This is a genomic window from Bergeyella porcorum (genome assembly GCF_042427575.1).
In the GTDB taxonomy this organism is placed as follows: domain Bacteria; phylum Bacteroidota; class Bacteroidia; order Flavobacteriales; family Weeksellaceae; genus Bergeyella; species Bergeyella porcorum.
On record NZ_JBHMFD010000013.1, the window covers coordinates 17,529 to 33,180 of the forward strand.

Sequence of the window (15,652 nt, forward strand, 5' to 3'; positions counted from 1 at the left end):
CTTAATGAAAAATTAACTTTAAGAATAAGGGAAGGTGAGTTTTTTTGTTGCAATTATTGTTTTCTGTTATTTTGTGTATTTTTATTAAGAATTTAATAATGAGATTTTTGCTGTCTTCCTATAAGGTTCGTATAAGGTAGCTATAAGGTTTGTATAAGGTAGATGGTTTTTAGGAGTTTTTAATAGAAAAGAACTTTTTAGACAAATAAAATAATTTGCCATCTGTTGTACAACTTAGGTTTGATAGAAAAAATTTACTTCACTCTATCTGGATTTTGCTTTATGAAAGCGTCCCATCCAGAGTAGGTGTTTTGTTTTTCGGCTTTCCCAGTGTTGAAATAATGGCATACGGCTACTGCTAGTCCATCGGAAGCATCAAGGTATTTAGTAGGAAATTCTTTCAGGTGGAGGAGGTTTTTGAGCATCCCTGCAACTTGCTCTTTGCTGGCGTTACCATTGCCCGTGATTGCCATTTTTACCTTTTTGGGAGAGTATTCTGTGATGGGGATATTGCGATAAAGGCTTGCTGCCATTGCTACGCCTTGGGCTCTTCCCAATTTGAGCATAGATTGTACATTTTTTCCAAAGAAAGGAGCTTCAAGGGCAACTTCATCAGGGTGGTATTCATCAATCAGAGCCAAGGTTTTTTCAAAAATATATTTAAGTTTGGTTTCGTGGTTGGGGTATTTTTTTAGAATCAATTCGTGGATGGCTACCAGCTTCATCTGATTGCCTTTTACAGAGATGATGCCAAAGCCCATCACGGTAGTACCAGGGTCTATGCCTAAATATATTTTTTCAATTTGCATTTTGCAAAATTAAGGTTTTATCTATTGGGTAGATGATTTTTGGGTGGCAAAATGTTGTTTTACCTCTAATGTAGATATCTATAAGCAGTAAAGGATTAAGATGTCAACTTTCTTCCTAAAAACAATTTAATTCCGTCTGAGCTCAATTATTTACTTAAATCAGTCTAATCGTGAGCTATATTTTGATGAATTTAACTTTTATGAAAAAAAAACTAACCGTCTCAATTCCGAGACGGTTAGTTTCATCGTTGTAATTACAAAATTCTATAGATTCTAGAGTATGAAGTGCTCATATTTATTTTTGCTTTATTAGGATTTGAAGTACCTGAGTCAGAATTTGTAATTACTCCTATCCCCCCGTAAGTAAAGTATTCCAATGAGACTAACTCTCCTTTTCTAAGAAACACCGTTCCTGTTGGAGTAAACTGATGAATCATTAAGCCTGTATTATCACCTGTTGGGATATAAGAACCTCTATAAATTGATTTTTCTACATAACTTGCTCTGTAGCTAATTGCTGTTGATGGGTTTTTTACACGATATATAACCATCATTTGCATAAAACGCCCATCAAAAGTAATCTTATGTGTCTCTGTACTCTTTTCTACTTCAAACCTTACATTTCCGTCTAAATGGTACCAGCCATCTTCTGGTACTACATATTCTCCATTATTATTCAGTGTTCCTGTTTTTGTACTTGTAAAGACAATTTTTGTAAAACTATTATTTGGCATATTCTTACCTGATATAGAATCTGTTTTCACACCATAAGTAGTTTCAAAAACAGGCGTAAATGTACTTTTGTTGAGTCTTTTTACTACTCCATCTGCATTAGCTACCAAAATGCCAATTGCATCTGTTTCAGCAGGTGCTTGTAGTCCTTCCATCCTTAGAGGATTTGCAGTACTTTTTATATGCAATGTATTGGTAGGAGATTCTGTGTTTATCCCTACATTCTGAGCGTTGGCAAATCCTATTATACTTAAAAGACCTACTAATGTTAAATGAATAATTTTTTTCATCTGTTTTTATAATTTAAAAAGATTAATAATGGGTGCAAAGATACATATTTATCTCAATGTACAGTATTGAATTTTGTTTAAATTTTATAGTTTGATTTTTTTTGGGTGATTTACGCTTCAAAGACTTACTTAAAACCAATTTTATAAAAAAAAAGATTATTGTATTTTGAGTTGTAATGCATTGTCTTGTAGTATATTGTTGGGTTTTGTGTTTCAATATTTTCTACTGTTATGCAGTAGGATTTTACATATTTTATATTGTTTTTTCAACTGCGTAGTCTGGATTTAGCTCATAGAAAATGAAAAAAAGACAAAATTTAACTCTGCTTTTAAGGCTTAGGTCACCATTGAAGTACTGAAATAAAAACGCTATCAGAGTTGGTCTCTTGTTAGAACTTTTCTCTCTAATCTAGTGGAATCAGGCTTGGAACTGTACGAAGGGATTAGAGATTTTATTGCAGGATACAACAACCGAAAACATCAAGGCATTAACTATCAAAAACTAAAAGTTTTAATTCAATTTGAACCCAATTATCAACTTAAATCCGCTTAACTGTGGTCTGATTTTGGGGACATCATATGTGTCTTGGTATGTCCGTTTTTAATGATGTTTTTAGAGTGGCAATGCGGACAAATACCCACATCACTAACTCTGACAAGGTTTGAAACTCCATATTTTAAGCCTTATTTTTGGGAATAAAAATACTAAAAGAATAGGATATCCCTATTCTTTTAGAAATGATTTTATATTGTTAATCAATGGGTTATGCTTTATTTTTTTGCCCATCACTAACTTTGAAACATTACCATATCTATTTACAAAATTGTATCAACCCACACATCTTCATACCCTTTATCATCTATTAAAAATCTACTTTGAGGAGGCAATCCCAGATATTTTATAATATCAGGGTAAATATCATACAGATGTATAATATGCATTGGCTCAAAAAAGTCATCAGAACTATCATATTCTCCTGCCCATATATACCAACCACAAGTATCTCCTTCAGGATTATGTCGTAACCCATTTATAGGCATTTTTCCACTATTTATATTTTTTGATATTCCTACTTTTAACCAAACATCTGTATGATAATATTCTAAATCATACCTTTTACAAATTTCTTGTTGCTCTAAAATGATTTTATCAATTTCCATTAGTTCTTTCATTTATTCTTCTTTTCATTTCTTGTGAATATTTACTTATTTCTGCACCTTGCTTACTTGAACAAGTTGGGCATTGTTTTACTTACAGAATGTTCATCTACAAATGTTTCTCCAAAGGCAATGTATTCCGTATTTTTTCTTTAATGAACGCCTACACTTTTTATTTTTTTATCTATCACTAAATTTGAAACATTACCAATTTTTAGGGAACATTATAATACAATATTTGCTTTATATCTAGAATGTCAAAAATTTAAAGACTTCTTTAATAAAAATGATTGCTATTTGGATAGTATTTTTTTTAGTTTATCATTAGGAACAATTTCTACATAACCTGATTCAATATATTCCTCATTAAATCCAAAGGATAATATTAGACTGTCTTTCCTACTACCAATAGAATAATTATAATACTCTACATTTGCCTGATTTGGATCCTCCTTGTTTATAAAAGATATGGTTTTATTGTAGATTTTATGCCTCACAAGCCAGTCATTGATCTCCTTTTCAGCAATATTTTTTTTATATGCCTCGCTTGGCTGTTGTTGCTTAAATATAAATTTTTGGAAAATAAAAAAAACAGCTGCAGCCATAATAAATATTATAAAAAAGTCTTTTTTCATTGTCATTTTGTTTTTCAACTTTAACTTGTGGCTGATTTTTGGGGGACATTATATTACATATTCCTTCTATACTTTCCTCCCACCTCAAAGAGGGCGTTGGTAATCTGTCCAAGGGAGCAGTATTTTACCGCTTCCATCATCACGGCAAACAAGTTCTCCTGATTTATCGCTGCCAATTGCAATTGATGAAGGAGTTCTGCTGCTTTGTCTTCATTTACTTTATGGAAATTGGTAAGACTATCAATTTGTTGCTGTTTCTCCTCCTCGGTAGAGCGAATCACCTCTCCCGGCAATACCGTAGGTGAACCATCTTTTCCAAGGAAGGTATTTACCCCAATGATAGGATATTCTCCCGTATGTTTCAGCATTTCGTAGTGCATACTTTCTTCTTGTATTTTAGAGCGTTGATACATTGTTTCCATTGCTCCAAGAACGCCACCTCTCTCGGTGATTCTATCAAACTCTGCATATACAGCTTCTTCTACCAAGTCGGTCAATTCTTCTATGATGAAAGACCCTTGCAGTGGATTTTCATTTTTCGCCAGACCTAATTCTTTATTAATGATGAGCTGAATTGCCATTGCTCTCCTTACCGATTCTTCCGTAGGCGTGGTGATGGCCTCGTCATAAGCGTTGGTGTGTAGGGAGTTGCAATTGTCATAAATAGCATATAATGCCTGAAGTGTCGTTCTGATATCGTTAAAATCAATTTCCTGAGCGTGAAGTGAGCGACCAGAAGTTTGAATGTGGTATTTTAACATTTGTGAGCGTTCATCGGCTCCGTATTTCATTTTCATTGCCTTTGCCCAAATTCTTCTTGCCACTCTTCCGATAACAGAATATTCTGGGTCTATACCATTGGAGAAGAAGAACGAAAGGTTGGGTGCAAAATCATTAATGTTCATTCCTCGGCTGAGGTAATATTCCACATAAGTAAATCCATTAGCGAGGGTAAACGCTAGCTGTGAGATAGGATTGGCTCCCGCCTCTGCAATGTGATATCCAGAAATGGAAACCGAATAGAAATTTCGTACCTTATTATTGATGAAATATTCCTGAACATCGCCCATTAGCCTCAATGCAAATTCTGTGGAGAAAATGCAAGTGTTTTGGGCTTGGTCTTCTTTTAGGATGTCGGCTTGTACGGTTCCTCTTACGGTGGCAATGGTTTCGGCTTTTATTTTATTATAGACATCTGCTGCTAAAATTTCATCTCCCGTTAAACCGAGAAGTCTAAGTCCTAGCCCATTGTTGGAAGGTGGTAGTTTTCCGTGGTAAACGGGTCTTTTCAGTCCTTTATCATCGTATTTGGCTTTAAGTTTCTGTTCTACTTTGTCCCAAAGCTGATGCTCTTCGATGTATTTCTCGCAATTTTGGTCAATGGCGGCATTCATAAAGAAAGCCAAAAGCATTGGGGCAGGGCCATTGATGGTCATAGAAACCGAAGTAAGAGCATTGATGAGGTCAAACCCTGAATAGAGTTTTTTAGCATCGTTCAAAGTGGCGATGGATACCCCAGCATTTCCTATTTTCCCATAGATATCTGGAGGTAGGGCAGGGTCTTGCCCGTAAAGTGTAACGCTATCAAACGCTGTGGAAAGTCTTTTGGCGGGCATCTCCGCAGATACATAGTGAAATCTTCGGTTGGTTCTTTCTGGTCCACCTTCTCCCGCGAACATTCTCGTAGGGTCTTCTCCTGTTCTTTTAAAAGGGTAAATTCCTGCGGTGTAAGGGAAATAACCAGGTAGATTTTCTTGTCCTTTCCATTGGATAAGGTCGCCCCAATCGCTGTATTTCGGTAAAGCGATTTTAGGAATTTTCAAGTGAGAAAGGCTTTCGGTTTTGGTCTGAACCTTAATTTCTTTTCCTCTTACAAAGTAAGAAAATTCATCTTGGGACAGTTGTTCTTTGGTTTTATCCCAATTTTTGAGGAAGTCGATATTCTCTTGTGAGAGCTCTTTTTCTATTTTTTGATAAGCAGCATTCAGTTCCTCGTGTGTGGTAATGATATTTCTTACGCCATTGATTTGATAGAGTTGGCGTGCTAGTTCGGCTTGTTTCTTCACCGTTTCATCGTACTGATGATTGTTTTCTACAATTTCAGAAAGATATCTTACGCGTTTAGGAGGGATAATGGTAGCCTCTTCCGAAGTGTTTTGTTCTACATAGGTGAGCAACTGAAGGGTTGGGAATTTTTCATTAACCTTTTCTATTAGTGTGTTGTAGAGTTCGGTAGTTCCCCAATCGTTAAACTGACTGGCTTTTGTGGCAAAAACAGGCATTGCTTCCAATGGTTCTGTAAAGCGGTTGTGGTTGCGTTGGTATTGTTTGCGAACAGCTTGTAGAGCATCTAGGGCTCCTCTCTTATCTGATTTGTTGAGGGCGATAAGATCGGCGTAATCCAGCATATCAATTTTTTCTAATTGGGTAGAAGCACCATATTCAGGTGTCATCACATAGAGAGAAACATCTGCAATATCGGTGATTTCTGAACCGCTTTGTCCAATCCCTGAGGTTTCTAGGATAATCACATCTGGATTAGAAATTTTGAGAACATTGAGTGCGGAATGAATATGTGGCGACACGGAAACATTGTTCTCTCGCGTAGCCATAGAACGCATATAGACGCGGGCATCGTGGATGGCATTCATTCGAATTCTGTCGCCAAGGAGAGCACCGCCTGTTTTCTTTTTAGAAGGGTCTATGGAGATGATGGCGATTTTCTTATCTGGATTGGCTCTTAGGAAGCGTCTTACCAATTCGTCTGTGAGGGAAGATTTACCAGCACCTCCCGTTCCTGTAATCCCGATAATGGGAATGTTTTTTTGCTGAGCTTTCTCTGTGATTTCAGCAACGAGGTTTTCATCGGAGAAATTTTCTACTGCGGAGATGATTTCCGAAATGGATTTTGAATTTTCAAAGCTGATATTTTCAAGGTCTTTCGTGGTGATGTGTTTTCCAGTTGGGAAATCGGATTTTTGCACCAAATCATTAATCATTCCTTGTAGTCCCATTTCTCTGCCGTCGTCTGGCGAGTAGATTTTGGTGATGCCATAGTCCATCAGGTCTTTGATCTCTTCTGGTAAGATAACGCCACCGCCGCCGCCAAAGATTTGGATTTGGGGAGCACCTTTTTCGCGGAGCAGGTCATAGATGTATTTAAAGTATTCGTTATGTCCTCCTTGGTATGAGGTAAGGGCAATGGCATTGGCATCTTCCTGAATGGCGGTATTTACCACTTCTTCAGCGGATTTATCGTGCCCGAGGTGAATGACTTCGCATCCCGTAGCTTGGATGATTCTACGCATAATATTAATGGCAGCATCGTGCCCATCAAAAAGAGCTGCTGCCGTTACAATGCGGACTTTATTTTGAGGTTGATATTTAGGTGTTTCCATTTTATTTTTTTTATTATTCTGTATGTTTTTCCAAATATAATAAATTTTTAGAATAGTGAAATGTTGTTTTATGAGAGGAGTGTTTATTTTAATTATCTTTGCAAAAAGACATTTTATGCAAAAGGCATTGATATATTTGGTAATAGGGACAGTGCTTAGTTTTGTTTTCAATCATTATGTTTCTGGAAATGGAGCTTGGTGGGTAGATTGGTATTACGGTTTGGCGTTTGGGCTGGGCTGGGCAATGGCATATTTCGTAGATGAACCACAGTGGCAGCTGTCTAAGAAAATGGGAGTATCCTTCATTGGAGTAGGGATTCTATTGTTGATAGGTTTTGCTTTTTTTAATTTTGAAATTGCGGTGCCTTCTATCATTCGTTTTTCTACGGTATTTGTGGCATATTATCTCATTGCCAGTTTTAGAGAAAGTAAATCATTGAGAAAATAGAATTTTTCCTCCTTCTTCTTTCTTTCCAGATTAATCACTCATCACTCCAAAAGGATTTTCAAAATAAATTTTTTCAATTCAAAAAATAATTGTACCTTTGCACACCCTTATTGGGAAAATTATGTTTAACCGTAAACGAAAAAGTGTGAATACATTAAGTTACAAAACTATTTCAGCGAACAAAGCTACTGCTAGAAAAGAATGGGTTGTGGTAGACGCTGAAGGACAGCCGTTAGGAAGATTGGCTTCTACGGTTGCAAAGATTTTGAGAGGTAAGCACAAAACTAACTTTACACCGCATGTAGATTGTGGTGATAATGTGATTGTTTTGAATGCTGGAAAGATTACTCTTTCAGGAAACAAGTGGGCTGATAAGACTTACATTTGGCATACTGGATATCCAGGTGGTCAGAAGTCTCAGACAGCTGAGGAGCTTTTGAAAAAGAATCCATTGAGAATTTTGGAGAAATCTGTAAAAGGGATGTTGCCTAAAAACAGATTGGGTGCTGCAATCTTGAAAAACCTTTATTTATACGAAGGTTCTGAGCATAAGCACGAAGCTCAACAGCCAAAAACTATTAATATTAACGAATTCAAATAATTAATATGTCTACAGTTCATAAAATAGGAAGAAGAAAAACTTCAGTAGCAAGAGTTTATGTGAAGCCAGGAGCTGGTAATATCACAGTGAACGGAAAAGATGCTAAGGAGTATTTCTCTACAGATGTAATGGTTTACAAGCTTAACCAGCCTTTCGCTCTTACCGAAACTGCAGGGCAGTACGATGTTACTGTGAATGTTTTCGGAGGTGGAAATACAGGACAAGCAGAAGCAATTAGATTAGGAATTTCAAGAGCTTTGTGCGAAATCAACGCAGAGTTCAGATTGGCTCTTAAGCCTCACGGCTTGCTTACAAGAGATTCAAGAATGGTGGAAAGAAAGAAACCAGGACAGAAGAAAGCAAGAAAGAGATTCCAATTCTCTAAGCGTTAATATTGCAGCAAGCTTATTATCCATTATAAAAAAAATATTAATTCGCTTCAGAGCTTAAAAGCCTATCGCTGATAGCTCAAAGCCAATAATTGCCCGTTATGTTTAGCATCCAAACGCTTCTCCCATCTATAGAAGCTGTTGATTGCTTAAAAAGCGGAAAGTAAACTAACAAAAAGAAAAAACATGGCAAAAGCAAATGTAAAAGACCTTTTAGAGGCAGGTGTACACTTTGGTCATATGACTAGAAAGTGGAATCCAAATATGGCTCCATACATCTTTATGGAGAAAAACGGTATTCACATCGTAGATTTACATAAAACAGCAGTGAAATTGGAAGAAGCTTGCCAAGCTTTGGAAAAATTGACTTCTGCAGGTAAAAAAGTTCTTTTCGTAGCGACTAAAAAGCAAGCTAAAGAAGTGGTTGCTAAGCACGCTCAAGAACTTAATATGCCTTATATTACTGAAAGATGGCCAGGTGGTATGCTTACGAACTTTGTAACGATTCGTAAGGCTGTTAAAAAAATGAACCATATTGATAAAATGAAGAAAGATGGTACTTTCGAAACTTTATCTAAAAAGGAAAGACTTCAAGTGGATAGACAAAGAGCTAACCTTGAGAAAAACCTAGGTTCTATCGCTGATATGGTGAGACTTCCTGCAGCCGTTTTCGTAGTAGATATTATGAGAGAACACATCGCGGTAACTGAAGCTAAAAAATTGGGTATTCCTGTTTTTGGTATTGTAGATACTAACTCTGACCCAAGAAAAGTAGATTTCGTAATCCCAGGAAACGATGATGCTTCTAAGTCTATTGATATGATTCTATCTGTAGTGGCAGATTCTATCAAAGAAGGACAATCTCAGAGAAAAGCTGATAAAGAAAAATCTAAAGAAGAAGGAAAAGCAACAGTAGAAGCTGATGCAGATTTTGATAACAACTAATATTCTTCGGAAGAATTTAATATCTAACGAAGCTGTCCGAAAAGGGCAGCTTTTTTTCATTTAAAATTATAGGATACATACTATGGCTAAAAAAAACTCTATTTTTCGTTAGAAAAATAAATATACCATTTGATAAAGTTAATTCTATTTTTCAGGGTAATCTCTCTGTTATAATGTTCCCCATCGTATTACTTCTAGACCAGCACCGTTTTTTTGCCATTTTTAATACAAAGAAAAAGTTTTATGAAACACGTTTCACAAAAACTTCTGTCTAAACCCTTATCAGTCGATGTTTTTTTTAGTTTTTACCAACTATTTTTAGTATTATGCCTTATTTTGATGGTTTGCTATCCAAGATATTAGCCATTAGTTTTATATAGTCAATAGCGGTTTGCTGTTGGTGGGCAAGGAATAGATAGACAGCATCTTCGCTCAGTACACCGTGTGGAAAATCAAGGGGTGTTTGATTGCTTCTTTCATAATCTTTTTGCCACTGAGGGCTATAATAATATGCTTCCAGCGATTGGATTTTCGGTTGCAATGATTTCCATTCTTCTAATAATGCAGTAGCTTTTTCTAGAAAATCGGAGGCGGATTTTAGATTTTGTTCTTGCTCTTTTATGGTTTTGATTTGTTCTTGGGTCATTGGTTCATAGTGTTTAATTTGTTTTTCACTTCATCACAGTTCTGAACAATCGTTTGGCAGATTTTATCTACACTTATAGAAGTTTTACTATTCAGAAAAGGCTCTCCGTAGAGGTTTGCCAGTCGGTTGATGGTAAGGAATGCCGTGCTAATCATTGCTACAATGGGGATGGTTAAAAATTCCAGATGGCTGTTTTCTCCTCCTAAATCGATATCTCCTATAAATAAAGGGATTAGTGCTACATATACCCAGACAATCAGGCGTGTGAAGGCACTATAAATCTTGAGGAATGGGGTGCTTTTGATGCGTTCTGCCTTGCCTTGAATGTCATAAAATCGGTTGATATGTTGCATCAAATCCGCTTTTTCAGAAAAAGCCGAAGAATGAAAATCTTTTTCAAAAGCAATGGATAAAGCCATCAAAATTTCGTTGGATATTTTATTTTGGGAATTTATAGAAAAGAGGGCAAATAATTGCTGCTCTTTATCACTCAACTTCACTAGGCGGTTTTTGATTTCATTGGTCAATTGTTTTACATAGAATTGCTCCAGCGAAATCAGCTGTTGTATATAGAGTTTATCGGCTTTGGAAACATTTTTTTCATTGCTATAATAAGCGTAGATTTTATTAGCGAAGCTTCGGGAGTTATTGGTTAGTTCTCCAAAAATTTTGCGGGCTTCCCACCATCTATCATAGGCAGAGTTCATCCGAAATCCTAAGAAAAAAGCTACCGCCATACCAAAAACGGCGCCCAACTGACCAGCGGTGTACAGCTTGTCGTCCAAAATTTCTTCTGCAATAAGGAAGAGTGTAGCATAGGCGGAAGTGGCTATTGCAAATGGAAATGCAATTTTGAGAAGGTGGACAAAGCCTTGTTTTTCTGATGTAATCATATCGGTGATATATAGAGCATACAAGGTGCTAAGCGTATTTTATAGCCCCTGAGCAATATTTATTTTGCAAATGTATTGATTTTTAGATTTTTCTAAAGCGAAGTTGGTATTTAACGATTATTCTGACTTGGTGGAGTTGGATTGTACCTGCTTGATGATACGTTGAAGCTGTTCCAGCTCCTTATCGTTTAGTTTTTTCCATATAAAACCTTCTTTGGGGGATTTGCCTATTTTCTGAGGGAAAATTTGGGTTTCAGAATATTCTTTCAAAGCAAAAAATGTGATGGCAGGCATTGGTGTATCAAAGCTGAATGGATAGCCTTGGCTTACATTGAATTTTAGATTGCCCACCTGATGGGTGCTGTATCGCTTAAGAATGTAATGAGAAGGTTTCACAAGCTGTTGGGTATTGAATCCTTTCATAAAATGCCCCAATTGAAAACTCGGAATATAGGTTTGTACCCAATGAGGCTGTGCTAGAAAGCCGATGAAAAATATACTCAAAGATGCAAATAATGAGATGCCCATTGTTTTGGAACAACGGTGGTGTAATAAAACTAGAGCTACCACAAAGAAAACATCCAGAAAAAAACGGTATTGGGCAGAAAATAGCAAAACGAGTACGCTTTTGACCACCACAGCAAAAAATAAAAAGTAGAGAATGCTGGATTTTCGGATGATGGTGATGATGCTTAAAAGAATAATGGATAGAATGAAAGCGATGTGAATAAAAGCTTTAATCCCTTTGAGCGTTATCCAATTGATGATGTAATCCCAAGTGCTGAACTGCCGTATTTTCTCCATAGAATACTGCATATCATAGGTTTTTTGTATGGCAATTTCGGAGGATATTTTTAGCGTTTCAGGGTCGGGTTTCCAGCTGAGATTTAAATCTAAAACCTGAACAGGAAAAATAGGGTAGCCAAAGCACCAGATGTTTTTTAAGATGAAAAGAAGGATGAAAATGCACCCTACTACATAATGCTTAGCAGAAACTTTTACTTTAAAAAAGAGATAGAGTAGCGTAAATATAGGCACCCAAATCATTGTCGGTTTGATGACGAAAACAAAAGCGGAAAGCAACCAAAGCGAAGAAGCATTGGTATTCTGACGGAAAACTTCGTTGAGGATGATTAAGGAAATAACAAGGGTAGGGAGGTCTGGGCTGGGAGATTGGGCAAATAGAAAGAAAAAAGGTAAAAAAATCCAATGCACCCACGCAGAACGCTCAAAAATGTAGATGAGGTAAATGACCAACACTATTGTGTTGAGGCGAAAAAAAATATCAGAAAAGGAGGACAATCCCACTTGTAAGATGTGCCATACAGACATTTGTCCCAATACAATGTCCAGATTAGAGATGCCTTTAGTAAGTCCAAAGGTCTTTATCCAATTGATGGTAGGGATATAGTATCCAAAATGGTCTAAAATAAAAGGATAAAAAGAACCCGCAAGAAGGCAAACTACCAGTGAAATACCAAAATAAAAAGAATGTTGCCGTAAGAATGAAAGCAACTCTCGATGGGATTTCATCAAGAAAAATCCTGTGAATCCAAAGATTAAAAACACCACTTCCGCATAGAGATTGATGGGCAAGAAGAAAGCAAAGAGCGTCCAGACGAGGGTTGTAGCACTCATTCCCAATAAAGCTTTTATCGCCAAGCTGTTATTGAAGATTTTAAAGCATCGTTCGCACCAGTTGCCTACCCCTATCAGTGCGGGAATAAGCAGTAATATAGAAATAAAAATATATAACATAAAACGCCTCAGATTTGAAATGTTAAAATTATAAATATTAATGGAAATAAAAAACGCAACGCTTTGATTATAAAAGCGTTGCGTGTATTTTGAGGTACCTAGCGGATTCGAACCGCTGTAGATGGTGTTGCAGACCACTGCCTAGCCACTCGGCCAAAGTACCCTTTGTTTTGGACTGCAAATTTAAAATATTTTTTTGAAAAAGAAATAAAAAGTTGATAAATTTTTTTCCTCCCTTTTTCATTCCTATATTTGTAGGGTTAAAAATACAGTAATGTCAGAGATTATTCTAAATACAATTCCAGAAGCGATAGAAGACCTGAAAAATGGGAAAATCATCATCGTGGTAGATGATGAAGATAGAGAGAACGAGGGCGATTTTCTCTCTGCCGCAGAGCTTACCACACCAGAGATTATTAATTTTATGACCATCCACGGGCGTGGGCTTATCTGTACGCCACTTCCAGAAAAACGATGCGAAGAACTGGGTTTGGATATTATGGTAGCAAGAAGCAGCGACCCCAAAGAAACAGCCTTTACCGTTTCGGTAGATTTATTGGGAGATGGGGTTTCTACGGGGATTTCAGCTAGTGATAGAGCCAAAACCATTTTAGCACTGATGGATGAGAAAACCAAACCATCAGATTTTATGCGTCCAGGGCATATTTTCCCACTTCGTGCCAGAAAAGGAGGCGTTCTGAAGAGAGCGGGGCATACCGAAGCTGCAATTGACCTGACCAAATTAGCAGGCTTAAAAGAAGGAGGCGTAATCTGTGAGATTATGAATGAAGACGGCACAATGGCTCGTTTGCCACAATTGGTAGAATTGGCTAAAAAGCATAACCTGAAAATTGTTTCCATAGAAGATTTGATACAGTATCAGTTGCAAAAAGGCAATCTGATAGAAAGAATAGAAGAACGCCCTGTGAAGACGCACTATGGCGATTTTGATTTCTATGCCTTCCGTGAAACCAGTACAGACCAAATTCATTTTGCCATTACTAAAGGTACTTGGACGCCAGATGACCCTGTATTGGTGAGGGTACAAGCTTCCAACTCTTATTTTGATGTGCTGAGCCGCTTGATTACGGGGGAAAAACCATTGTTGGAAAAAGTTACCAATATGATTAATGAAGAGGGAAAAGGGGTCGTTATTTTCATTAACAATGTTTCTAATAATGAAAATACAATGCGTAAACTACAACAGTTTCTAGATTACCAAGATGGGCAGGAACAACGCCCAACTTTAGCGTCTAATTTTAGAGACTATGGCATTGGAACACAGATTTTAAAGAACCTTGGAGTTAATAAATTCCGAGTCATTACCCAAAGCCCTAATACCAAACCGATGGTGGGTGGCTATGGGGTAGAAGTTACAGAGATGGTGGAGCTTTAAGCGTTTTTTTAGAGTATTGAATAATAATCCTACGGCATTAGTTCCGTAGGATTTTTGTTTTCGGACTTTAACAAACTTTATGATTCTCGGTTTTTAACTTGAATCTTCTTCCTCCATCCAAAAGAGTGTAAAACAAAAAGGAAATTAAAACAATTTAAAAGCAACAAGAGATGAAAAAGTTAGTTTATAGTTTCGCATTTTTAGCGATAGGTACTTTCGTAATGGCACAGCAACAACCAGCAAAAGCGGATGCAAAAGCCAATAAAGAACAGAAAAGAGCAGAGCATCTGGCAGAGATGCAAAAGGAACTCCACCTTACGCCTACACAGGTGGCTCAGATTAAAACCCTTCACGAAAAGCATTACGCAGAACGAGAGCAGCAAAGGGCTAAGCAAAGCGAAATGAGAAAGCAAATGGCAGAAGATAAAGCGAAGAAAAAACAGCAGATGGAGGCAGAAATGAAAAAAATCTTAACGCCAGAGCAATTCACCCAGTGGCAAGCTAAAAAAGAAGAGAAACATAAAGAGATGGAGCAAAAGAGAAAACATCTGAAAGAAACCAATAAAGACAGAAAATGGGGACAAACTCCATCTAAATCATAAAAAATGTTCGTAAAGATTTGAATTTAAGTTCATAATTTTGTTTTTTTTAATGGTTGAAGAAAGGCGAAAATTTTTGCCTTTCTTTTTTATGGATAAATTCAGTAACTTTACACTCGGAAAAAATAAAATAAATTTAGAATTATGATAAGTAAAGAAATCAGTCAGTTGATTAATGACCAAATCGCGAAAGAGCAGTATGCAGCACAGTATTACCTTTCTATGTCTGCGTGGTTTAATAGTAGAGACTTGGAAGGAATTGCCAATTACTTCCGCATCCAATGCAAAGAAGAACTAATGCACGCAGATAAAATGTTTGATTACCTTGCAGATGTGGGTGGAGATATCATTTTGCAAGAAATTCCTCAGCCACCACACGAGTTTTCTGATGTGCAAGAGGTTTTTGAAAAAGCATTGGAACACGAAAAATTGGTTACCAAAAGCATTTTCAATATCGTGAAAAAAGCCAATGAGGAGGGAGATTTTGCTACCACTTCATTCTTGCAATGGTTTGTAAATGAGCAGGTAGAGGAGGAGTCTTCTGCATCGCTTTTGGTTTCAAAAATCAAAATGGTGAAAGACAATCCATCGGCATTATACCTTTTTGACCAAGAGTTGGCTCAGAGAGTTTTTACCCCTGAGACGGGTGCGTAGTCATCTGATATTAACACTAAAAAATAAAAAACCATCTCCGCTATTGTGAGATGGTTTTTGAATTTTGGAAGATAGTGGAATTAATTATCATCATATAAATGAAATAGTTAAGATGAAATTTGCATATATCAAAAAAAGTCTTACCTTTGCCCCACTCTATGTTGCACAATATCCACATATTACAACAAAAAAATACAAAAAACTACCCCAATTATTTGGTAGTTTCGGATAATTGTGTAAACACACACACACACACACACACACACACACACACACACACACACACACACACACACACACA

General features: G+C 36.7%; 15 protein-coding genes and 1 tRNA gene. 7 read left to right on the top strand and 9 right to left on the bottom strand.

Features of this window, described 5'->3' with window-relative positions; genetic code table 11:
• Positions 1–254 precede the first annotated feature (254 nt).
• From ruvC to ACFFUE_RS08195, 5 genes are all read right to left on the bottom strand, one after another.
• Positions 255–809, bottom strand: a complete 555-nt coding sequence (gene ruvC, locus ACFFUE_RS08175; RefSeq protein WP_376834333.1) for a crossover junction endodeoxyribonuclease RuvC — start codon at positions 807–809, stop codon at positions 255–257.
• Positions 810–1,063: 254 nt separating this feature from the next.
• On the bottom strand, positions 1,064–1,831 hold the full coding sequence (locus ACFFUE_RS08180; protein ID WP_376834335.1) for a hypothetical protein: 768 nt from the start codon (positions 1,829–1,831) through the stop codon (positions 1,064–1,066).
• 816 nt (positions 1,832–2,647) lie between these two features.
• Positions 2,648–3,004: an immunity protein Imm33 domain-containing protein gene (locus ACFFUE_RS08185; RefSeq protein ID WP_376834337.1), complete on the bottom strand. Its 357-nt coding sequence runs from the start codon at positions 3,002–3,004 to the stop codon at positions 2,648–2,650.
• A 278-nt stretch (positions 3,005–3,282) separates the two neighbouring features.
• Positions 3,283–3,624: a hypothetical protein gene (locus ACFFUE_RS08190; RefSeq protein WP_376834339.1), complete on the bottom strand. Its 342-nt coding sequence runs from the start codon at positions 3,622–3,624 to the stop codon at positions 3,283–3,285.
• A 53-nt stretch (positions 3,625–3,677) separates the two neighbouring features.
• A complete protein-coding gene (locus ACFFUE_RS08195; protein ID WP_376834341.1) occupies positions 3,678–7,022 on the bottom strand; it encodes a methylmalonyl-CoA mutase family protein in 3,345 nt (1,114 codons plus the stop codon).
• Between the two features lie 115 nt (positions 7,023–7,137).
• On the opposite strand from ACFFUE_RS08195, the gene ACFFUE_RS08200 reads away from it, so the two are divergent.
• The 4 genes from ACFFUE_RS08200 to rpsB all read left to right on the top strand — a co-directional run bounded on the left by ACFFUE_RS08200 (position 7,138) and on the right by rpsB (position 9,405).
• A complete protein-coding gene (locus ACFFUE_RS08200; protein WP_376834343.1) occupies positions 7,138–7,470 on the top strand; it encodes a hypothetical protein in 333 nt (110 codons plus the stop codon).
• Positions 7,471–7,615: 145 nt separating this feature from the next.
• A complete protein-coding gene (rplM, locus tag ACFFUE_RS08205) occupies positions 7,616–8,071 on the top strand; it encodes a 50S ribosomal protein L13 (RefSeq protein ID WP_327983962.1) in 456 nt (151 codons plus the stop codon).
• Between the two features lie 5 nt (positions 8,072–8,076).
• On the top strand, positions 8,077–8,463 hold the full coding sequence (gene rpsI, locus ACFFUE_RS08210) for a 30S ribosomal protein S9 (RefSeq protein WP_327983963.1): 387 nt from the start codon (positions 8,077–8,079) through the stop codon (positions 8,461–8,463).
• Between the two features lie 183 nt (positions 8,464–8,646).
• Complete coding sequence (rpsB, locus tag ACFFUE_RS08215) at positions 8,647–9,405, top strand: 30S ribosomal protein S2 (RefSeq protein WP_327983964.1); 759 nt, start codon at positions 8,647–8,649, stop codon at positions 9,403–9,405.
• A gap of 331 nt (positions 9,406–9,736) precedes the next feature.
• Here rpsB and ACFFUE_RS08220 read toward each other — a convergent pair whose 3' ends face one another.
• The 4 genes from ACFFUE_RS08220 to ACFFUE_RS08235 all read right to left on the bottom strand — a co-directional run bounded on the left by ACFFUE_RS08220 (position 9,737) and on the right by ACFFUE_RS08235 (position 12,865).
• On the bottom strand, positions 9,737–10,051 hold the full coding sequence (locus ACFFUE_RS08220; RefSeq protein ID WP_376834346.1) for a DUF4298 domain-containing protein: 315 nt from the start codon (positions 10,049–10,051) through the stop codon (positions 9,737–9,739).
• Positions 10,048–10,944: a bestrophin family protein gene (locus ACFFUE_RS08225; protein ID WP_376834348.1), complete on the bottom strand. Its 897-nt coding sequence runs from the start codon at positions 10,942–10,944 to the stop codon at positions 10,048–10,050. The genes ACFFUE_RS08220 and ACFFUE_RS08225 overlap by 4 nt, the downstream gene beginning before the upstream one ends.
• A gap of 117 nt (positions 10,945–11,061) precedes the next feature.
• Positions 11,062–12,702, bottom strand: a complete 1,641-nt coding sequence (locus ACFFUE_RS08230) for an LIC_10190 family membrane protein (RefSeq protein ID WP_376834351.1) — start codon at positions 12,700–12,702, stop codon at positions 11,062–11,064.
• Positions 12,703–12,794: 92 nt separating this feature from the next.
• Positions 12,795–12,865 (bottom strand) — tRNA-Cys (locus ACFFUE_RS08235).
• A 111-nt stretch (positions 12,866–12,976) separates the two neighbouring features.
• Between ACFFUE_RS08235 and ribB the strand changes: the two genes are divergently transcribed.
• The 3 genes from ribB to ACFFUE_RS08250 all read left to right on the top strand — a co-directional run bounded on the left by ribB (position 12,977) and on the right by ACFFUE_RS08250 (position 15,351).
• Positions 12,977–14,098 carry a 3,4-dihydroxy-2-butanone-4-phosphate synthase gene (gene ribB / locus ACFFUE_RS08240; protein ID WP_376834353.1) on the top strand — a complete coding sequence of 374 codons (1,122 nt, stop codon included), beginning with the start codon at positions 12,977–12,979 and terminating at the stop codon, positions 14,096–14,098.
• A 170-nt stretch (positions 14,099–14,268) separates the two neighbouring features.
• A complete protein-coding gene (locus ACFFUE_RS08245) occupies positions 14,269–14,700 on the top strand; it encodes a hypothetical protein (protein ID WP_376834355.1) in 432 nt (143 codons plus the stop codon).
• A 141-nt stretch (positions 14,701–14,841) separates the two neighbouring features.
• Positions 14,842–15,351 (top strand): ferritin, encoded by a 510-nt coding sequence (locus ACFFUE_RS08250; protein WP_327985171.1) that lies wholly within the window; start codon positions 14,842–14,844, stop codon positions 15,349–15,351.
• The last annotated feature ends 301 nt before the right edge of the window (positions 15,352–15,652 follow it).

Bases quoted from the DNA above. Each gene is read 5' to 3' on its own strand.
- ruvC (WP_376834333.1), bottom strand. From the start codon at position 809: ATGCAAATTGAAAAAATATATTTAGGCATAGACCCTGGTACTACCGTG.
- ACFFUE_RS08180 (WP_376834335.1), bottom strand. From the start codon at position 1,831: ATGAAAAAAATTATTCATTTAACATTAGTAGGTCTTTTAAGTATAATA.
- ACFFUE_RS08185 (WP_376834337.1), bottom strand. From the start codon at position 3,004: ATGAAAGAACTAATGGAAATTGATAAAATCATTTTAGAGCAACAAGAA.
- ACFFUE_RS08190 (WP_376834339.1), bottom strand. From the start codon at position 3,624: ATGAAAAAAGACTTTTTTATAATATTTATTATGGCTGCAGCTGTTTTT.
- ACFFUE_RS08195 (WP_376834341.1), bottom strand. From the start codon at position 7,022: ATGGAAACACCTAAATATCAACCTCAAAATAAAGTCCGCATTGTAACG.
- ACFFUE_RS08200 (WP_376834343.1), top strand. From the start codon at position 7,138: ATGCAAAAGGCATTGATATATTTGGTAATAGGGACAGTGCTTAGTTTT.
- rpsI (WP_327983963.1), top strand. From the start codon at position 8,077: ATGTCTACAGTTCATAAAATAGGAAGAAGAAAAACTTCAGTAGCAAGA.
- rpsB (WP_327983964.1), top strand. From the start codon at position 8,647: ATGGCAAAAGCAAATGTAAAAGACCTTTTAGAGGCAGGTGTACACTTT.
- ACFFUE_RS08220 (WP_376834346.1), bottom strand. From the start codon at position 10,051: ATGACCCAAGAACAAATCAAAACCATAAAAGAGCAAGAACAAAATCTA.
- ACFFUE_RS08225 (WP_376834348.1), bottom strand. From the start codon at position 10,944: ATGATTACATCAGAAAAACAAGGCTTTGTCCACCTTCTCAAAATTGCA.
- ACFFUE_RS08230 (WP_376834351.1), bottom strand. From the start codon at position 12,702: ATGTTATATATTTTTATTTCTATATTACTGCTTATTCCCGCACTGATA.
- ribB (WP_376834353.1), top strand. From the start codon at position 12,977: ATGTCAGAGATTATTCTAAATACAATTCCAGAAGCGATAGAAGACCTG.
- ACFFUE_RS08245 (WP_376834355.1), top strand. From the start codon at position 14,269: ATGAAAAAGTTAGTTTATAGTTTCGCATTTTTAGCGATAGGTACTTTC.
- ACFFUE_RS08250 (WP_327985171.1), top strand. From the start codon at position 14,842: ATGATAAGTAAAGAAATCAGTCAGTTGATTAATGACCAAATCGCGAAA.